The following is a 14653-nucleotide window of genomic DNA, read 5'->3' on the forward strand; positions in this document are numbered from 1 at the left end:
TCCTTCGACCCCCTGCTCGGAAGAGGCGGAGGGGAAGATGCGACTCGGGCACGCCGGTGACCATTGTGCCACCGGACCCTGGGCGCCACCAGCATCCGTCCCGTGTCGTCATCAGCCCTCGCGCTGCGTCACCACGACCTTGCCGACCGTGTGCCCGGCCTCGACGTGCGCGAGCGCCGACACGGCCTCGGCGAACGGGTAGGTGCGCTCGATCACAGGGACCAGGTGCCCTTCCTCCACGAGCTCGAGCAGCTTCGCGAGGATCTCCGGGTGCGAGGTCGCCGCGAGGGACACCACCCGGGGTCCGCGGACCGAGAGCACGGCGGCGCGGATCATCCGCGGCACAGGACCGAGTACGCGTCCGCCGTCGCCCGTCACCAGCACCACGCGACCACCCGTGCGGACGAGACGCTGCAGCTCGCGGATCGGCACACCTCCCGCGAGGTCGATGACGGCGTCGAACCGGGCGGAGGGCAGGTGCGTGAGCGGAGACGTGCGGTGGTCGAGCGTGCGCACGGCTCCGAGGCGCTCCAGCAGCAGGGCGTTCCGGGGACGGCACGTCGCCCAGACCTCGGCCCCGCGGAGCGCCGCGAGCTGCACGGCGAAGGTCCCCACGCCGCCGGACGCCCCGATCACGAGGACCCGCTGTGCGCGGTGGCGCAGCCCCACCCCGGCCGCGTCGAGCGCCTGCCACGCGGTGCCTCCGGCGATCGGCAGGCAGGCCGCCGCCTCGGGCGTGACATCGGGCGGGACGGGCACGACGCGGTCGGCCGCGATGCGGGCGTGGGAGGCGAGGCCGCCTCCACCCTGCAGCTCTCCCACCACGAGTTCGCCGAGTTCGGCGTTCACGACGTCGGCGCCGACCGCCACGACGGTGCCCGCGACGTCGAGCCCCCGGACCGGGTGCTTCGGGCGCGTGAGGCCGAAGAAAGGCCGGACCAGCAGCGGATCGCCGAGGAGCAGCCGCACGTCGCCGGCGTTGAGGGCGGTGGCCTGCACGCGCAGCACGACCTCTCCCCGGTGGGGCTGCGGCACGGGCAGGCGGGTCAGCGAAGTCCCGGCGGCCGGGCCGTACGTCTCGCGGGTCCAGGCGGGCATCGTCTCGGTCATGCGGCACCTCCGGGGTCGGTGGGATACGCGAACAGGTCGTCGATCCCGACGCCGAAGGCCCGGGCGATCTGGAACGCGAGCTCGAGCGTCGGCGAGTACTTCTGCTGTTCGATCGCGATGAGCGTCTGCCTCGTGACCCCGATCGTGCGGGCGAGCTCGGCCTGCGTGAGTCCGGCACGCTCGCGGTGGGCGCGGATGCTGTTGGAGACGAGGGTGGGCTTGACCATCAGACCAGGCCCCGACGGTACGCGATCGCCCGGGCGACACCGCCGACGACGGCCGCCACGAGGAACCCCGCGAACATGGTGTTCGCGATCCAGAACGCGTCGGCACCGAGACCGCACAGGACGATGACCCCGAGGCCGGCGATGGCGACGAAGGCCTGCTCCACGCGCGCCCCCATCCGGCCGATGTCCCGGTCGCGGATGTCGGAGCGGCCGACGCCGTCCGGATCGGACATCCCGGCGAGGATGCCCCAGAGGATGCTGAGCACGATCGTCCCGACGATGCCCCCGCCGATCGTCCACAGCATCAGCGGGAACCAGTCCGTCGCGGTGAGCGGTCCGCCACCGGCCTGCTGCATGAGCAGCAGCACGTAGACGACCGCGACGATCGGACTGACGATGAGCCCGGCCCAGACGTTGCGCTCCTCGTAGACCATGCGCTTCTCCTCGTGTCAAAGATTCTTGACACGAGAGTACGTCCGCATCGCACCTGTGTCAAGAATCTTTTACACCCGCATTCCGTCCCTGCGCAGTCTCTTCCGGGATCACAATCGCACCCCCGAGCCGCCGCTCCCGCCCGTTTCCGATCCCGCATGTCCTGCGCAGCCCGAGGCGGGATCGAAAACGCACCTGCCGGGGGCCGGGAAGGCACCTTTTCGAGCCCGCACCGCACTGGCACCGGCGCCCGCACCCGCACCGGAACGGGCGGGGGTCAGATGACGGAGGCGCTCCAGGGGTCGGGGTTTCCGTAGCGGTGGGCGGTGATCGAGACGGACTGCTCGTGCACGAACGGGAGGAGCTCGATGCGGGCCGCCGCCGTCACCTCCGCGTCGTACACCGCGAGGTCCGGATCACCGCCCGTCGCCACCGCCAGCGCGGAGCGCAGCGCCGCCACCGACTCCCGTCCGCCCACGAGCCGCACGCGCTCATGCCGCGGAAGCACCGGAACCCCCGCGTCTCCCGATGCTCCAGCCTCCTCGGCCACCCGCATCCGCTGGAGCCACTCGGCCTCGGTCTCCAGGAACACCACGGCGTCGAGGTCGCCCAGAGCATGCCGCACGCCCGCCGGAAGCCCGACCGGAGTGGACACGACGAAGCCCGCCCCCGCACGCACCCCCGCGATCACGACCCTCAGCAGGTCGTGCAGGGCGGCGTCCTCGGTGGCGCGGATCTCCACCGGCACGGGCCGATACCGGAAGAGGTTGCGCTCGATCTCCAGCCGCGACACGTCTCGCACCCGGCCGAACTCCCGGTCCCAGGCCAGCGCGTCCGACAGGGCGGACCGCCGAAGCCACTCGAACGACTCGAACGGGAGGGAGGGCTGCGCGGCCTCGATGAGCCCGGTGATCCGGGAGTCGAGCCCGCGGAGGTGGAGGGTGCTCGACGCCGGGGACCCGTGCTGCGCGCGCCACGTTACGAGCCCGATGAGGTGGTTCGGCCCGCCGGGCTTGGCACCGGCGCCGACGGAGGAGCGCTTCCACCCGCCGAACGGCTGCCGCTGTACGATCGCTCCGGTCGTGCCGCGATTGACGTAGAGGTTCCCGGCCTGCACGCGGTCGAGCCAGAAGGCCAGGTCGTCGGGATCCTGGGTGTGGAGCCCCGCCGTGAGACCGTAGGCGACCGCGTTCTGCAGGTCGACGGCCTTCGCGAGGGTCGGTGCGTGCATGATCCCGAGGACAGGTCCGAAGAACTCCTCGGTGTGGAAGCGAGAGCCGGACTGCACGCCGACCCGCACGCCGGGGCGCCAGAGCCGTCCGCTGCCGTCGTCGGCGGGGTCGAGGGCGGGTTCGATGAGCCACCGCTCGTCGCCCTCCAGCTCGGAGAGGGCCCAGGCGAGCTTGCCCTCGGGCTTCTCGATGACGGGGCCCACCTCGGCGAGCGGATCCGAGGGCCAGCCGACCCGCAGCGAGCGGACCGCGTCGGCGAGCTGACGCGCGAAGCGCTGCGAGCGCCCCACCGGCCCGACGAGGATCGCGAGCGACGCCGCGGAGCATTTCTGCCCCGCGTGCCCGAACGCGCTCTTCACGAGGTCGGCCACGGCGAGGTCGAGGTCGGCCGAGGGCGTGATGATCATCGCGTTCTTGCCGCTGGTCTCCGCGAGCAGAGGCAGGTCGGGGCGCCAGGAGCGGAACAGCGCCGCGGTCTCCCATGAGCCGGTGAGGATCACCCGGTCCACGGCCTCGTCCGTGATGAGGGCACGGCCGAGGTCGCCTTCCTCGATGTCGACGAGAGCGAGGGCTTCGCGGGGCACGCCGCCCTCCCACAGCGCCGCCACGAGCACCGCCGCGCACCTGCGTGCCTGCGGGGCGGGCTTGAGGACGACGCCGGACCCCGCGGCGAGCGCCGCCAGAACGCCACCGGCAGGGATCGCGAGGGGGAAGTTCCACGGCGGAGCGACGACGGTCACCCTGGCGGGGACGAACACGGCGCCGGAGATCGCATCGAGCTCGCGGCACGTCGCGGCGTAGTACCGGGCGAAGTCGACGGCTTCGCTCACCTCGACGTCAGCCTCGGCGAAGACCTTGCCGGTCTCCGCGGCCGCGACCTCGATCAGCTCCCCGCGGCGGGACTCGAGAGCGGCCGCCGCGCGCAGCAGCACCTCCGCCCGCTCGGCCGCGGGACGTGATCCCCACGCTGCCGCCGCGCCCTGCACGCCGCGCACGATGCGGCCGAGGTCATCGGCGTCATCGACGCGGGCCGCGTCCAGGACATCCCTCCCGACCGTCGAGTCCGCGAGCCTCGCACGGATCCCCGCTGCCCACTCGCGATTGGCGGGGAGGGCGAGGTCGGTGTCGGCCGTGTTCACGAAGCCCGGCGCGCCCCCGGTGTCCTCCCCGCGCTCGCGCGCGGCGTACACGGCGGTCTCAAGGTAGGCGCCGGTGTCGGTGTCGTCGGAGCCGCGCACGATGCCGAGCACCGCCTTCGTGAGGTCGGCCTCCGCCACCGGACCGACCGGGGCGGGGCGCACGGACTCGTGCACGGGCGCGAGGCGGTCCTGGGTGCGCCGCGGGCCGAGGCCGAGGGCCGGGTCCCCCGCCCGGTCTAGGGCGTCGAGGAAGCGCTCGGCCTCCCGCGCGAAGAGGGACTCGTCGTCGTGCAGGTGGAACGCCGCGGAGAGGAAGTTCTCGGACGACGCGTTCTCCTCCAGCCGCCGCACGAGGTAGCTGATGGCCACATCGAACTCGGCGGGCGCGACGACCGGCACGTACAGCAGCACCGGACCCACTTCGCGGGACACCGCCTGCACCTGCCCCTGAGCCATGCCGAGCAGCATCTCGAACTCGACCGCGTCGCGGACCCCGCGCTCCCCGGCGAGCAGCCACGCATGGGCGATGCCGAAGAGGTTGTGGCCGGCCACCCCGATCCGCACCGAGGTCGTGTGCTCGGGCTGCAGCGCCCAGTCCAGGCAGCGCAGGTAGTTGGCGTCGGTGTCGAGCTTCGTGTCGTAGGGCGCGGGCGTCCATCCGTGCAGGGTCGCCTCGACGTGCTCCATCGCGAGGTTCGCGCCCTTCACGAGGCGCACCTTGATGCGGGCCCCGCCGTGGATCACGCGATCCTGTGCCCAGGCGGTGAGCTCCTGCAACGCCGGCAGCGCGTCGGGCAGGTAGGCCTGCAGCACGATCCCGGCCTCGAGTCCGGTGAGCCGAGGGTCCTCCAGGATCCGCGTGAAGACGGCGATCGTGAGGTCGAGGTCGCGGTACTCCTCCATGTCGAGGTTGATGAAGGTGCCGTCTTCCGCAGCCGTCACGTAGAGAGGGAGCAGCCGGTCGATGACCCGCTCGACGACCTCGTCGAAGCCCCACATCGAGATGCGGCTGACGATGGCGGAGACCTTGACCGACACGTAGTCGACATCCGGACGCCGGATGAGCTCGTGGATGCCGTCGAGCCGCCGCTGCGCCTCCGCCTCCCCGAGCACCGCCTCCCCGAGGAGGTTGAGGTTCAGGCGCGCCCCCGACTCCCGCAGCTTCTCGATCGCGGGTCCGAGCTTCGCCGGCCGGGCGTCCACCACGAGATGCCCCACCATCTCGCGCAGCGCCCGCCGCGCGATCGGCACGACCGGCGTCGGCAGCACCGGGGCGACCCCGCCGCCGAGCCGCACGGCGGAGCGCAGGTACCACGGCAGGAACTCCGGCACGATGGGCGCGATCCGGCGCAGCTGGGCGGCCGCAGCGGTCAGGCTCTCCGGCCGCATCACGCCGTCGACGAAACCGAGGGTGAACGGCAGGCCGTTGGCGTCGCGGAGGACGCCGGCGAGACGCTCGGCGGCGGGGTCGACGTCGGCCGCAGCCGCCTCGATCACCCAACGGCGCGCGAGTTCGACGGCCTGATCGGCGAGGGATGCGGATGCCCCCGCCTCCGCGGAGGATGACGACGACTCTGCCATGTGACCACCCTAGGTCTCCGGTCGCGGAATCCCGGGGTGCCCGACCGGGCGGGCCGCAGCCGGGTCAGTTCCAGATGCTGGGGGCGGGCGTGCGCACGGGAGGCAGGGCGGACGCGGCGGCCCAGTCGTGCACCCACGCATCGATCTCCGGCACCCCGTCGGGCTTGCCCACCGCGGCGAACAGCTCCTCGTTGCTGACCGTGCCGCCGGACCGGCGCAGGACGCGGGCCCGCACGATGGCCCTGGCGTAGACCTCGCCGGCGACCACCGCCCGGTGCTCCAGGAACAGCGCCTTCTCGTCGTGCCCGATGAAGCGGGACTGCACCTCGAACCGCTGCCAGAGCTGGAGCGACTTGCGGAAGGTGATGGTCTCGCTGGAGACCACCGCGTACCAGCCCTGCTCCTTCATCACGTCGAACAGCCCCGTGCGGATGAGGTGGTCCCAGCGGCCGAGGTCGAACAGCGACAGGTACCGGCCGTTGTTCATGTGGCGGAGGATGTCGAGGTCCGTGGGCAGGGTGGTGACGGTGACGGTGCCGACGGCGGTCGGGTCGAGGGTCTTCCCCTGCCGTACGCGACGACGCGCACCGAGGATCACGAGGAGGGTCCGCCAGATCACATTCACGAGCACTGATCGTAGCCATCCGCGCACGACGGTCGAACTTCGTTGTCCGATTCCTCCATGCCGTCGAAGGGCCTCCCACGGGCCGTCATCCCGATTTCCGATTTCCACGGACCCGCCGTAGAGTCACCGCATGAGCGCCGAAGCCCAGCCCGAAGTCATCGTCCGTCCGGTCCGTGATGTGGATGCGGAAGCCCTCGGTCGCGTGCATGCGCAGTGCTGGCACGAGACCTACGATCACCTCATCAGCAAGGCGGCGCTGGAGAAGGTCTCGCCCCGCCGTATGGCCGAGCTGTGGACGCACTGGGCCTCGCAGGGCCCCGACTTCAAGATGAACGCGGCGCTCGTCGACGGCGAGATCGTCGGCTTCGTCGGCTCGGGTCCGGCCCGCGACAAGGACGCCCCGGCGTTCCGCGAGCTGTACTTCATCTACCTGCTCGACGCCTACCACTCGACGGGCATCGGACAGAAGCTCTTCGACGCGGCCGTCGAGAAGGACGAGCCGCTCTACCTCTGGGTCGCCGAGGACAACCCTCGCGCGCACCGTTTCTACACGCGCAACGGGTTCCACCTCGACGGCGCGGCGCACACCGAGCCGTTCCTGGGCGAGACGCTCACCGAGGTCCGCTTCGTGCGCCCCTGACCCTCGTCCTCACCGAAAGGGCCGCCCCGCGGGGCGGCCCTTTCGTCTGCGCTCAGAGGCGTTCGATGATCGTGACGTTCGCGACGCCGCCGCCCTCGCACATCGTCTGCAGGCCGTACCGTCCGCCGGTGCGCTCCAGCTCGTTGAGCAGGGTCGCGAGGATGCGCGTGCCGGTCGCGCCGATCGGGTGCCCCAGTGCGATGCCGCCGCCGTTGACGTTGACCTTCTCGTGCGGCGCACCGGTCTCGCGCATCCAGGCGAGCACGACGGAGGCGAACGCCTCGTTGACCTCGAACAGGTCGATGTCACCGATCCGGAGGCCCGTGCGCTCCAGCGCGTGCCGGGTCGCCGGGATCGGTGCCGTGAGCATGAGCACGGGGTCGTCGCCGCGGACGGAGACGTGGTGGATGCGGGCCCGCGGCGTGAGGCCGTGCTCCTGCACCGCCCGCGCACTGGCGATGAGCACGGCACTCGACGCATCGCTGATCTGCGACGCGACGGCGGCGGTGATCCGTCCACCGGGCGCGAGCGGCTGCAATCCCGCCATGCGTTCGAGGGTGGTGTCCCGGCGCACGCCCTCGTCGTGGTCGAGCCCGGCGAGCGGCGCGATCTCCGCCGCGAACCGCCCCTCGTCCTGGGCCTGGGCCGCCCGGCGGTGGCTCTCCAGCGCGTACCTCTCCATCTCCTCCCGTGAGATGTCCCACCGCTCGGCGATGAGCTCCGCGCCGCGGAACTGCGAGATCTCCTGGTCGCCGTAGCGCTCCCGCCACCCGGGGGACTCGGCGTACGGCGTCGTGAAGCCGTACTCCCGGCCGACGGTCGCGGCCGCGGTGAGCGGGATCCGCGACATGTTCTGCAGCCCGCCGGCGATCACGAGGTCGCTGGTGCCACTGAGCACCGCCTGCGCGGCGAAGTGCACGGCCTGCTGACTCGATCCGCATTGCCGATCGATCGTGACGCCCGGCACGTGTTCCGGGAAGCCGGCGACGAGCGACGCGGTGCGCGCGACGTTCCCGGCCTGCCCGCCGATCGCATCGATGGCTCCGAGGATCACGTCGTCCACGGCGCCGGGGTCGATGCCGATCCGATCGACGAGGGCCCGCAGACTGTGCGCGCCGAGGTCGGCGGGGTGGATCTCCGCGAGAGCGCCGCCACGGCGTCCGACCGGCGAACGGACCGCGTCGACGATGTAGGCCTCTGCCATGATCTCCCTCTTCTCAGTCCTCCGTGCCGGCCGGCAGGAGCAGCCGGAAGCGCTCGCACAGCACCGGCATATCGGGTTCGTAGCCGCGCGGGTTCTCGGAGTGGGTGCGCCAGTAGCGCTCGTGCACCTCGCGCCAGTGCGCCAGGGTGCGATCCCCCTCCCCCTCGGCGAAGGCGTGCACCTCGTCGACCTCGTCGAACGGAACGATGTCGATCGCCGTGGTCTCGATCACGGCGCGCGGAGCGCCGGTCCCATCGAGGATGATGCTGAGCTCGCCGACGGTCGGCAGCGGATCCCCCGACTCTTCGTAGTCCCAGAGAGAGGACGCCGTGCCCACCTTGATACCCGCGAGCACGAGCTCCAGGAGCTCGTCGGCGTGCTCCGGCGTCGCGCCGAAACCCCACGCCTCGGGAAGAGGCTCCGGCAGGTGGGGCAGCGCGATGCGGGCCTCGCGCCAGTAGTCCTCGATGGCGGTGCGATCGGTCATGGATCAGCGCCCCGAGACCTTGCCGAACGCCTTCGCGATCGGGGCGAGCACGAGCGGACGCGCAGCGACCCAGGCGACCGCGATCACGACGAGCGAGGCGATGAACACCCAGAATCCCGTCCACGTCGCGGCATCCTGCGCCGCGAACATGTGGTTGAGGTTGCGCAGGAAGCCGGTCAGCATCACGAGCGCGACGTGCGCGATGATGAACGCCACGAAGTAGAGCATCACCGGGAAGTGCAGGGCGCGCGCCCACTCCACCGGGTACGCCTTCGACAGGCGCTCCGCCCTCTTGGGCCAGAGCCCCGACATGCGGAACCCGGTGACCGCGGCGAGCGGCGCCGCGAGGAAGACGGTGACGAAGTAGGCGAGCTGCTGCAGGCTGTTGTAGTTGTTCCAGCCGTTCTCGTGCGGCCAGTCGAACGAGATGTACTGGAGGGCCGCCGACAGCGCGTTCGGGAAGACCTCCCAGCTCGTCGGCACGATCCGCACCCAGTGCCCGGTGACGAACAGCAGGACGACGAAGATCACGCCGTTGACCAGCCACAGGATGTCGAGTGCCTGGTGGAACCAGAGGTTCAGGCTGATCTTGCCCTTCGGGTTGTTCCGCGGGGACCAGAACACGCTCGGCCGCTTCTCGGTGCGCACCTGCAGCCCCGAGCGGATGATCAGCACGATCAGGAACATGTTGAAGAAGTGCGCCCAGTTGACCCACGGCGCGAAGCCGGGCTCGACCGGGATCGGTGGCTCGTACTCGCCAGGGAAGGCCGCCAGGAAGTCCTGCATGAACGGGAGGCTCAGCAGCGTGCGGACGAGGGCCACGGCCGCGGCCGCGAGCACGCCGAGGGCGGCGGCGCCGAACAGCGTCGCGATCGCCTGGGTCCAGGTCGGGCGCCGGCGAGCGGTCGCGGCCGCCGAGGCGGCGGCCGGGAGATGCCGCGGTGCTCGACCGTTCCAGACCGTACGGGTCCAGGGCAGCGGCGCGCTGATGTCGGCGCCGGTGGCGAGCGCGGTCCCCGGGACAGCGGCGGGCTCGGAGACGAGGGTCGCGGACGGTGCCGCCGTCTCCGGGATCGCGGAGACATCCGCCGCCGCGGCCGGGGAGGGAGCGGAGGTCGGACGGGCGGGCACGGTCCCCGCGGGGGGCCAGGGCTCGCCACCCGGGACTCGGGGCAGTCCGCGGCGGACGCTCTCGCCTGCGGCGGGCGTCTCGGGAGCGGGCGCCGCAGCAGGAGTTCGAGCCGGCGCGGCGGACGACGCGGCGGCAGCGGGCGCGGCAGGAGGCGCAACGGGCGCGGCGGACGCCGCGGCGGAAGGTGCGGTCTCGCCCGGCACCACGGCGGGTGCGGACGGCGCCGCGGGCGCGGCCGCGACCGTAGACGGCGGCCAGGGCTCACCGCCGGGAACGCGCGGGAGACCCCGGCGGAGCGCCCGACGCGGCGCGGCGTCCGGCTGCGCAGCCTGGACGCCGGTGGCGTCCGGCGTGACCGCGGTGGGGTCGTCCTCCCCGCCCTCCGGCGTCGCGGAGACCGGCGTCGCCACCGGCGGATCGACGACGATCTCGGCCGGGCCCGCATCGACGGTCTCGACCGTCGCATCGGCGGGCGGCCACGGCTCGCCGCCCGGCACCCGCGGAAGCCCGCGGCGCAGCACCCGCGTCGCCATGACTACTTCTTCCGCGCCTCGAGCGCGGCGATCACCTGCGGGACGATCGCGAACACGTCGCCGACGATGCCGAAGTCGGCGACGTCGAAGATGGGCGCCTCCGGGTCCTTATTGATCGCCACGATGTTCTTCGACGTCTGCATGCCGGCGCGATGCTGGATCGCCCCGGAGATCCCGAGCGCGACATAGAGCTGCGGCGACACGGAGACCCCGGTCTGCCCGACCTGGTGGGACTGCGGGATGTAGCCCGCGTCGACCGCGGCGCGCGAGGCGCCGACGGCCGCGCCGAGAGCGTCGGCGAGCTCCTCGACGAGCACGAATTTCTCCTTCGACGCGAGGCCGCGGCCACCGGAGACGACGCGGGTCGCTCCGCGCAGCTCGGGACGGGACGAGGTGGCCTCGACGGTCTCGACGGGGCCCGCCGTCGCGGCGACCGCTCCGGACGGGGTGACCGCGAGCTGCTCGACCTGCGGGGAGGCGACCGCCTCGGCCCTGGCCTCCACCGCGCCCTGGCGCACCGTGACGACGAGCGTGCCGTACGTCGCGGCCGCATCGACGAGGTACGCCCCGCCGTAGACCGAGTGGTGGGCGACGATGCCCTCGTCGTCGCGGGAGACCCCGACGGCATCCACGGCGAGAGCGCTCTTCGATCGCACCGCGAACCGGCCGGCGACATCGCGCCCGGAGATCGAGTTCGAGATGAGGACGGCTTCGGGCTGCACCTGCGCGGAAGCGGCCTGCAGCGCGTCGACGATCGGGACGGTGAGCGCCGACGGGTCGCCCTCGGCCGTGAGCACGACCGCGGCTCCGGCCGCCGCGGCCGTGGCGACCGCGGACTCGGAACCGCCGACGATCAACGCCACCGGGGTGCCGATGCCCGCCGCCGCGCCGAGGAGTCCGGCGGTGCTGCTGGCGAGCTCGCCGGACGGGTCGACGTCGAGGAGCACGAGGATCGGGTTCTCGGGGTACGCCATGTCACACCAGCCTGTTCTGCACGAGGAACTCGACGAGCTTCTCGGCGGCATCGCCCTCGTCGGTGATCTTGACACCGGCCGCCCGCGGAGGCTTCTCGGAGACGGCGGTCATGATGGTGCGCGGAGCCGCCGCGGGGTCGGCCGACACGTCGAGGTCGGCGAGGGACAGCACCTCCAGCGGCTTCTTCTTCGCCGCCATGATCCCCTTGAAGTTCGGGAACCGGGCGTCAGGGAGCGCCTCGGTGATGGAGATCACGGCGGGCAGCGGCGCGGTCACCTGCTGGTTCCCCGCGTCCGCACCGCGGGTGCCGAAGATGCCGTCGGCCGTGATCTCGACCGCGGAGAGGGCGGTGGCCTGCGCCCAGCCGAGGTGCTCGGCGAGCATCGCGGGGAGCACGCCGCCGGCGCCGTCGGTGGACAGGTTGCCGGTGATGACGAGGTCGGGGGCGCCACGGCGGATCGCGGCGGCGAGCACCTCGGCGGTGAGTCCCAGGTCGGCACCGACGAGCTGCTCGTCGACGATGTGGATCGCGGAGGCGGCGCCGATCGCGAGGGCCCGTCGCACCGACGCGGTCGCGCTCTCCGGCGCCATCGTGAGGGCCACGACCTCGGTGCCCTCGTTCTTGTCGGCGTAGGAGAGAGCGACCTCGAGGGCCCGTTCCGTGATCTCGTCGAGGACCACATCCCCGGCGCCGCGATCGGCGAGGCCGGTCTCCAGATTCAACGTGCGATCACCATAGGTGTCCGGCACCTCTTTGACCAGGACGAAGATCTTCATCGAATGCTCCTCACGACACGCTGAGTCTATCCGCCCGCTCTTCTATGTAGCCAAAGGCAGAGGGATCCGCAGGCTGCACCCGACATTTCGGTCACGAATGTATACATAGTCGACAGTTGCCGTCCTCGGCTCGCCGCTGGCGACCGGGGGCGCCCCACGCCGGTACCGTAGAGACGTGGTCCGACCCCGCCCGCTTCCCGTCGACCCGCTCGCCGAGGCGAAGCGGCAGTGGATCGCGCACGGCTGGACCGAGGCCGCAGACGGCATGACGGTCGTCACGTCGGTGATGCGGGCCCAGCAGCTCCTCCTCGCCCGCGTCGACGCGGCCCTCAAACCCTTCGCGCTGAGCTTCGCGCGGTACGAGGTGCTCCGGCTGCTCGCCTTCAGCCGGGCCGGACGACTGCCGCTGTCGAGCGTCGTCGCGCGCCTGCAGGTCCACGCCACCACCATCACCAGCACCGCCGAGCGGCTCGTGCGCGACGGCCTCGTGATCCGCGAACCGCACCCCCACGACGGACGCGCCGCGATGCTCGCCCTGACCGACGCCGGGCGCGACCTCGTCGAGCGCGCCACGACCGCCCTGAACGTCGACGTCTTCGCCGACCCCGGCATGAGCGAGGCCGATGCCGCGGAGCTCGTCGCCATCGTCGCCCGCCTGCGCCGTGACGCCGGCGACTTCATCGATCCGCGCCCGCTCCCCGAACCGCTCTGATGCCCCGGTTCGTGCTCGACACCGTGATCGCGGCGCCCCGCCCGGTCGTCTTCGCCGCGGCACTGGACCCCGAACTGCATCTGCAGTCCATGGCGCGCTACAGCGAGACCATGATCGAGGAGCCTGCGGGCGGCGCGTTCACCGAGGGATCCACGGTGACCTGGCGCGCGCGGCACTTCGGCATCCCGTTCCGCCTGCGCTCCGTGGTGTTCGACATCGACGCGCCGCATCGGTTCACGGACCGTCAGATCGCCGGACCGTTCCGCGAGCTCCGGCACGAGCATGTGTTCGAGGAGCACCCGCGTGGCACCCTCATGCGGGACACCGTCGTGTTCCGGTCGCCTTTCGGGCCCCTCGGCCGCCTCGTCGACGCCCTGGTCCTGGGGCGGTACATGGAGCGGCTGATCGCGGAGCGCAACACCGCCCTCGTCGCCGCGATCGAGGACGGCGGGCGTACTCTTCCTGCATGAGCGAACTGCGCGTGCACACCGTCCTCACCGGTCGCGGTCCCGCCGCGGCGATCCTCCTCACCGACGAACAGGTGGCCTCCTTCGGCGCGGGGAAGACCTTCCCGGTCGCGGTCACGATCGGCGGCCGCACCGCCCGCCTGCGCCTGGCCCGGATGGGCGGCGAGAACATGATCGGTCTCAGCAAGGCCGCCCGCGCAGACCTCGGGGTGGAGATCGACCAGGAGGTGGACGCGGTGATCCGGCTCGACACCGCAGAGCGGACGGTCGAGGTGCCGCCCGCCCTGGCCGCCGCCCTCGACGCCGACCCCGCGGTGCGCGCGGCCTTCGACGCCCTCTCCCCCTCAGCGCGGAAGGAGCACGCCAGGGCGGTCGCCGACGCCAAGCAGGACACGACGCGCGAGCGCCGGATCGCGAAGATCGTGGAGTCCCTGCGCGACTGACCCGTTCACAACTCAGGAGAATTGCGGCCGACCGGGCCCCGACACCGCAGAACGCCGGCTCCGCGACTCGACCTCCTGAGTTGTGAACCGCGATCAGCTGTTCTGGAAGTCCGGCGTGCGCTTCTCGCGGAAGGCCGCCATGCCCTCCTTCTGGTCGTGCGTGTCGAACAGCGCCGCGAACGCCTGCTTCTCATGGGCGAGGCCGGCGGACAGCGTCGTCTCCATCGCTGCATCGAGCGCGGCCTTGGCGGCGTAGACCGACGGCAGCGACTTCGACGCGATCGTCTCCGCCAACGTCGTCGCCTCGGCCAGGAGGTCCGCCGCCGGGACGACGCGGGACACGAGTCCGGAACGCTCCGCTTCCTCGGCCCCCATGAAGCGGCCGGACAGCACGAGCTCCGCGGCCTTGTAGTACCCGACCGCGCGGATGAGCCGCTGCGTGCCGCCCATGCCGGGGATCACGCCGAGATTGATCTCCGGCTGTCCGAACTTCGCGGTGTCCGCGGCGAGGATGATGTCGCACATCATCGCCAGCTCGCAGCCGCCACCGAGCGCGAATCCGGAGACCGCCGCGATGACCGGGGTGCGCACGGCAGCGAAGTCGTGCCAGACGCCGAAGTGGTCGGTCTCGAGCATCTCCGCCGCGGACATGCCCTCCATCTCCTTGATGTCGGCACCGGCCGCGAAGGCCTTCTCGGAGCCGGTCAGGACGATCGCGCCGATCCCGTCATCCGCATCGAAGGCCTGCGCGGCCGCGGTGACCTCCTCGGCGAGCCGGCTGTTCAGCGCGTTGAGCGCCTCCGGACGGTGGAGGGTGATCCACCCCACGCGTCCGCGCTGCTCCACCAGGATCGTCTCGTACTCGGTCATCGCTGCCGCCTTCCTGTCGTTTGTCTTCCACCCTCCCCTTCGAATCGCCCGATGTGCTGCATTTCGG

At 71.9% G+C, this 14653-nt stretch carries 15 protein-coding genes; 4 read left to right on the forward strand and 11 right to left on the reverse strand.

Translation table 11 applies throughout. The annotated features are described in order from the left end of the window. Positions 1-111 precede the first annotated feature (111 nt). From MICNX66_RS14660 to MICNX66_RS14680, 5 genes are all read right to left on the reverse strand, one after another. Positions 112-1110, reverse strand: a complete 999-nt coding sequence (locus tag MICNX66_RS14660) for an NAD(P)-dependent alcohol dehydrogenase (RefSeq protein ID WP_187662475.1) — start codon at positions 1108-1110, stop codon at positions 112-114. Beyond that, on the reverse strand, positions 1107-1337 hold the full coding sequence (locus MICNX66_RS14665) for a helix-turn-helix transcriptional regulator (RefSeq protein WP_187662476.1): 231 nt from the start codon (positions 1335-1337) through the stop codon (positions 1107-1109). Before MICNX66_RS14665 ends, MICNX66_RS14660 begins: the two co-directional genes overlap by 4 nt. Beyond that, entirely contained in the window at positions 1337-1771 is a 435-nt protein-coding gene (locus MICNX66_RS14670; protein WP_187662477.1) for a hypothetical protein, read from the reverse strand. The genes MICNX66_RS14665 and MICNX66_RS14670 overlap by 1 nt, the downstream gene beginning before the upstream one ends. A 275-nt stretch (positions 1772-2046) precedes the next feature. Then, positions 2047-5721 carry a proline dehydrogenase family protein gene (locus MICNX66_RS14675; protein ID WP_187662478.1) on the reverse strand — a complete coding sequence of 1225 codons (3675 nt, stop codon included), beginning with the start codon at positions 5719-5721 and terminating at the stop codon, positions 2047-2049. 64 nt (positions 5722-5785) lie between these two features. Then, a complete protein-coding gene (locus MICNX66_RS14680) occupies positions 5786-6346 on the reverse strand; it encodes an acyl-CoA thioesterase (RefSeq protein ID WP_187662479.1) in 561 nt (186 codons plus the stop codon). A gap of 130 nt (positions 6347-6476) precedes the next feature. On the opposite strand from MICNX66_RS14680, the gene MICNX66_RS14685 reads away from it, so the two are divergent. Beyond that, on the forward strand, positions 6477-6986 hold the full coding sequence (locus MICNX66_RS14685; RefSeq protein ID WP_060922628.1) for a GNAT family N-acetyltransferase: 510 nt from the start codon (positions 6477-6479) through the stop codon (positions 6984-6986). Positions 6987-7038: 52 nt separating this feature from the next. Here the strand turns inward: MICNX66_RS14685 and MICNX66_RS14690 are convergent, their stop codons facing one another. The 5 genes from MICNX66_RS14690 to MICNX66_RS14710 are packed head-to-tail and all read right to left on the reverse strand — an operon-like array spanning position 7039 to position 12094. Further along, on the reverse strand, positions 7039-8190 hold the full coding sequence (locus tag MICNX66_RS14690; protein ID WP_187662480.1) for an acetyl-CoA C-acetyltransferase: 1152 nt from the start codon (positions 8188-8190) through the stop codon (positions 7039-7041). 13 nt (positions 8191-8203) lie between these two features. Next, positions 8204-8677 (reverse strand): ASCH domain-containing protein, encoded by a 474-nt coding sequence (locus tag MICNX66_RS14695; protein WP_187662481.1) that lies wholly within the window; start codon positions 8675-8677, stop codon positions 8204-8206. Positions 8678-8680: 3 nt separating this feature from the next. Further along, the gene (locus MICNX66_RS14700; RefSeq protein ID WP_187662482.1) at positions 8681-10342 is read right to left on the reverse strand and encodes a cytochrome b/b6 domain-containing protein; all 1662 of its coding nucleotides are present in this window, start codon (positions 10340-10342) and stop codon (positions 8681-8683) included. A 2-nt stretch (positions 10343-10344) separates the two neighbouring features. Beyond that, positions 10345-11316 carry an electron transfer flavoprotein subunit alpha/FixB family protein gene (locus tag MICNX66_RS14705; protein WP_187662483.1) on the reverse strand — a complete coding sequence of 324 codons (972 nt, stop codon included), beginning with the start codon at positions 11314-11316 and terminating at the stop codon, positions 10345-10347. Between the two features lies 1 nt (position 11317). Then, entirely contained in the window at positions 11318-12094 is a 777-nt protein-coding gene (locus tag MICNX66_RS14710) for an electron transfer flavoprotein subunit beta/FixA family protein (RefSeq protein WP_187662484.1), read from the reverse strand. Positions 12095-12269: 175 nt separating this feature from the next. Here MICNX66_RS14710 and MICNX66_RS14715 point away from each other — a divergent pair, with 175 nt between their 5' ends. Genes MICNX66_RS14715 through MICNX66_RS14725 form a run of 3 tightly spaced genes read left to right on the forward strand, consistent with a single transcriptional unit; the run spans position 12270 to position 13716 of the window. After that, positions 12270-12806, forward strand: a complete 537-nt coding sequence (locus MICNX66_RS14715; protein ID WP_187662485.1) for a MarR family winged helix-turn-helix transcriptional regulator — start codon at positions 12270-12272, stop codon at positions 12804-12806. Continuing rightward, positions 12806-13276, forward strand: coding sequence for an SRPBCC family protein (locus tag MICNX66_RS14720; protein WP_187662486.1), 471 nt, complete (start codon positions 12806-12808; stop codon positions 13274-13276). The genes MICNX66_RS14715 and MICNX66_RS14720 overlap by 1 nt, the downstream gene beginning before the upstream one ends. After that, complete coding sequence (locus tag MICNX66_RS14725) at positions 13273-13716, forward strand: YdeI/OmpD-associated family protein (RefSeq protein WP_187662487.1); 444 nt, start codon at positions 13273-13275, stop codon at positions 13714-13716. The genes MICNX66_RS14720 and MICNX66_RS14725 overlap by 4 nt, the downstream gene beginning before the upstream one ends. 93 nt (positions 13717-13809) lie before the next feature. On the opposite strand, the gene MICNX66_RS14730 is transcribed toward MICNX66_RS14725, so the two are convergent. Beyond that, the gene (locus MICNX66_RS14730; protein WP_187662488.1) at positions 13810-14586 is read right to left on the reverse strand and encodes an enoyl-CoA hydratase-related protein; all 777 of its coding nucleotides are present in this window, start codon (positions 14584-14586) and stop codon (positions 13810-13812) included. Between the last annotated feature and the right edge of the window lie 67 nt (positions 14587-14653).

This window comes from Microbacterium sp. Nx66 (assembly GCF_904066215.1).
GTDB classification, from domain to species: Bacteria; Actinomycetota; Actinomycetes; order Actinomycetales; family Microbacteriaceae; genus Microbacterium; species Microbacterium meiriae.